The organism is Paraglaciecola mesophila KMM 241 (assembly GCF_000315015.1).
Lineage (GTDB): Bacteria > Pseudomonadota > Gammaproteobacteria > Enterobacterales > Alteromonadaceae > Paraglaciecola > Paraglaciecola mesophila.
The window spans coordinates 1-2,917 of record NZ_BAEP01000019.1 but is presented as its reverse complement, the minus strand read 5'-3'; the positions used below and the strand labels follow the sequence as shown (position 1 = coordinate 2,917).

Genomic DNA, 2,917 nt, shown 5'->3' with positions numbered 1-2,917 from the left:
GTTCCACTAGCTGGTTTACCGTACGATTAAGGGAAGGCAATTCGATTCCAAGCTCACTTGCAAGCGTATGTTGAGATTCGCCCTCGCCTAGGGTTCTTAATTTCATCATCACCGACCAGCGCGCTTCGGTCATTCCCATTGGCTTAACCGATTGAGATATAGCGCTTCGCCACAAACGAAATACGCGCCCTAACAACCAACCCATAGCAGGATTATTGAGCTTTCTGTATTCACCGTTTTTAGTCGCCATCTTGTCCTCACATTTCTTTTGCGCCGTTTTTGCAGACGAGCGCACTTTATTTACTTAGCATGCTAAGTATTATAAGGATTGAAAATTGCTTAGCAAGCTAACTAATAATTTGAAACATTTAACACATAGTGCTTTACATCATCTTGCAAAATAAAGGCTCTGAGAAAGTGAAGTGACGAAAGCCGTCGCCAAATCAACAATCGCATTCGCAACTAACATTCGAAGTTGGCAAGCAGCAGGGAATACCCAACACAAAAAAATTAAATAAATAATTGACTAAAACAGCTCTTTTTGGTGTTATATTATAACATCACCAACCAATTATTAGATGCAGTAAGGTCCTCACATGTCAGTGTTAAAACTATCCGCGTTATGCAGCGCGCTTATCAGCGCAGGCGTTTATGCCGCAGAAAAACCAATCCAAAAAGATGAACAAAGTATTGAGACCTTAGTGATCACTGCCAACCCCATTGGCCGTTCGGTGCTTGAATCCGCTACCCCTGTGACAATTTTAGGCGGTGAAGCATTGGATAATTCTCAAGCGGCTACATTAGGTGAAACCCTCAAAGGTCTACCCGGCGTGAACAGTACCTACTTTGGACCTGTGGCCAGTAGCCCAATTATTCGCGGTTTAGATGGTCCACGAGTTAAAGTATTGCAAAATGGGTTAGACGCCTCTGATGCATCTCGCGTCGGTCCCGATCATATCACTACAGTTGAGGCCTCAACGGCCACCCAAATTGAAGTATTGCGTGGCCCTGCCACCTTACTTTATGGCAGTGGTGCGATTGGAGGTGTGGTCAACGTGGTAGATAATCGCTTACCCCATGAGCGCCAAGAAGACATAAGCGGTGAAGTGGCCACATCTTACGATACCGTGTCGAACGAAAAGATGTTGTCAGGTGATATCAACGGCGGTGTAGGTAATTTTGCTTTTCATGCTGACGGTTTTACCCGCGACAGCGATGATTACGACATCCCTAATGAAGCCAGTGACGCAGATTCTGACAGCATTGGTAAATTAGAAAACTCAGCCATTGATGCCACTGGCGGTACCTTAGGTATTGGCTGGATAGGTGACGACGTGAATGTAGCCTTTTCGTATGCACGCTTGGATAACGAATATGGCATACCGGGACATGAGCATGCACATGAGGAAGATGAGCACGACGAAGAAGAGCATGATGACGAAGAGCATGCTGATGAGCACGAAGAAGAAAGCGTATTTGCACGTTTAAAGCAAAACCGTTATCAATCTCGTGTCGATTGGCAAAACATTGACGGGCCATTTACCCAAGTGCATTGGCTAAATGCATATACAGATTATGAGCACAGCGAAATTGAAGATGGCGCAGTTGGTACTACTTTTAGCAATGAGGCAAAAGAGTCTCGTTTATGGGCAAAGCATGCACCGCTTAGCGGATGGGAAGGCGTGGTAGGTGTTCATTACACCTCATCTGACTTTTCTGCCCTAGGTGAAGAAGCATTCACGCCCAGTACCAAAACTACCTCTACTGCGCTATTTGTATTAGAAGAGAAGCAAACAGGCGCGTTCTTATGGCAACTCGGGGCGCGCTTCGAGCACACCAAACATCAGCCAGATAACAACTTTTTCGCTGAAGAAGAACATGACGAACAGGAAGAGGAACACGAAGAAGAGCACGGCGAGATTAACTTCTCTGATGACTCTTTTAACGCCAACAGTTTCTCAGCTGGTGTGGTGTACACCTTAAATGATAAAAGCTCATTGGCCTTCAATTATGCCCGTTCTGAGCGTGCACCTTCAGCGTCCGAAATATTTTCAAACGGCCTTCATATCAGCACAGGTACCTTCGAAGTAGGTGCGGGTTTTGATATTGAATTGGACGAAGACGGCTATGAATTAGTCCAGTCCACAAGCAGTGTTGAGAACGAGGTATCAAACAACGTTGACTTAAGTTACCGCTATCACGGAGATACGATCACAGCTGATGTGAGCTTTTTCTACAACGACATCGCTAATTACCTGTATGAGCAAGACACAGGGCTAGACAGTGAGCAACTGCACGGTCACGAAGAAGAAGAAGCATTAGAAGATGAGCACGATCATGAAGAAGACGTCACGCCAGTATTTATCTTCCGTCAACAAGATGCGATTTTATATGGTTTCGAAGCTCAGCTAGACTGGCATTTAAACGATAACCTGCGCATTGAGAGCTTTGCCGATTACACCCGAGCCAAGTTAGATGAAGCCGCCAGCGAAGAAGGTAATCGCAATGTACCGCGCATACCTGCTATGCGCCTGGGGATGGAATTTCACTGGGAAACCGACGATTGGCATGCGGAATTAGGTGCGACTCATTATGCCAAACAGAGTCATTTTGCATCATATGAAACCCAAACTGAGGGTTACACCTTGGTGTCTGCCTCGATGAATTACTACACCACAGTGGCTGATTCAGATGTGACCTTGTTTGTTAAAGGCAATAACCTGACTGACAGAGTTGCGCGGGTGCATTCCTCTTTCCTAAAAGATGTGGCACCACTACCTGGTCGCTCTTTTGTACTGGGTGCGCGAGTCAACTTCTAAGCGAGTTTAATCCAATAAAAAAGGCGCTAAACCTGAAGTGACCCCATAAAGTTGGACTCATTTCTAAGCGGCAACCAAGGCCTGATGTCGATATTGTC

At 45.7% G+C, this 2,917-nt stretch carries 1 protein-coding gene and 1 pseudogene; one reads left to right on the top strand and one right to left on the bottom strand.

Annotation, left to right across the window (positions count from 1 at the left end):
- Positions 1-250: pseudogene (locus tag GMES_RS04610) on the bottom strand (MarR family transcriptional regulator); the annotation flags it as partial.
- Positions 251-596: 346 nt separating this feature from the next.
- On the opposite strand from GMES_RS04610, the gene GMES_RS04605 reads away from it, so the two are divergent.
- Positions 597-2,819, top strand: a complete 2,223-nt coding sequence (locus GMES_RS04605; RefSeq protein ID WP_006991420.1) for a TonB-dependent receptor — start codon at positions 597-599, stop codon at positions 2,817-2,819.
- Positions 2,820-2,917: the final 98 nt, after the last annotated feature.

Bases quoted from the DNA above. Each gene is read 5' to 3' on its own strand.
- GMES_RS04605 (WP_006991420.1), top strand. From the start codon at position 597: ATGTCAGTGTTAAAACTATCCGCGTTATGCAGCGCGCTTATCAGCGCA.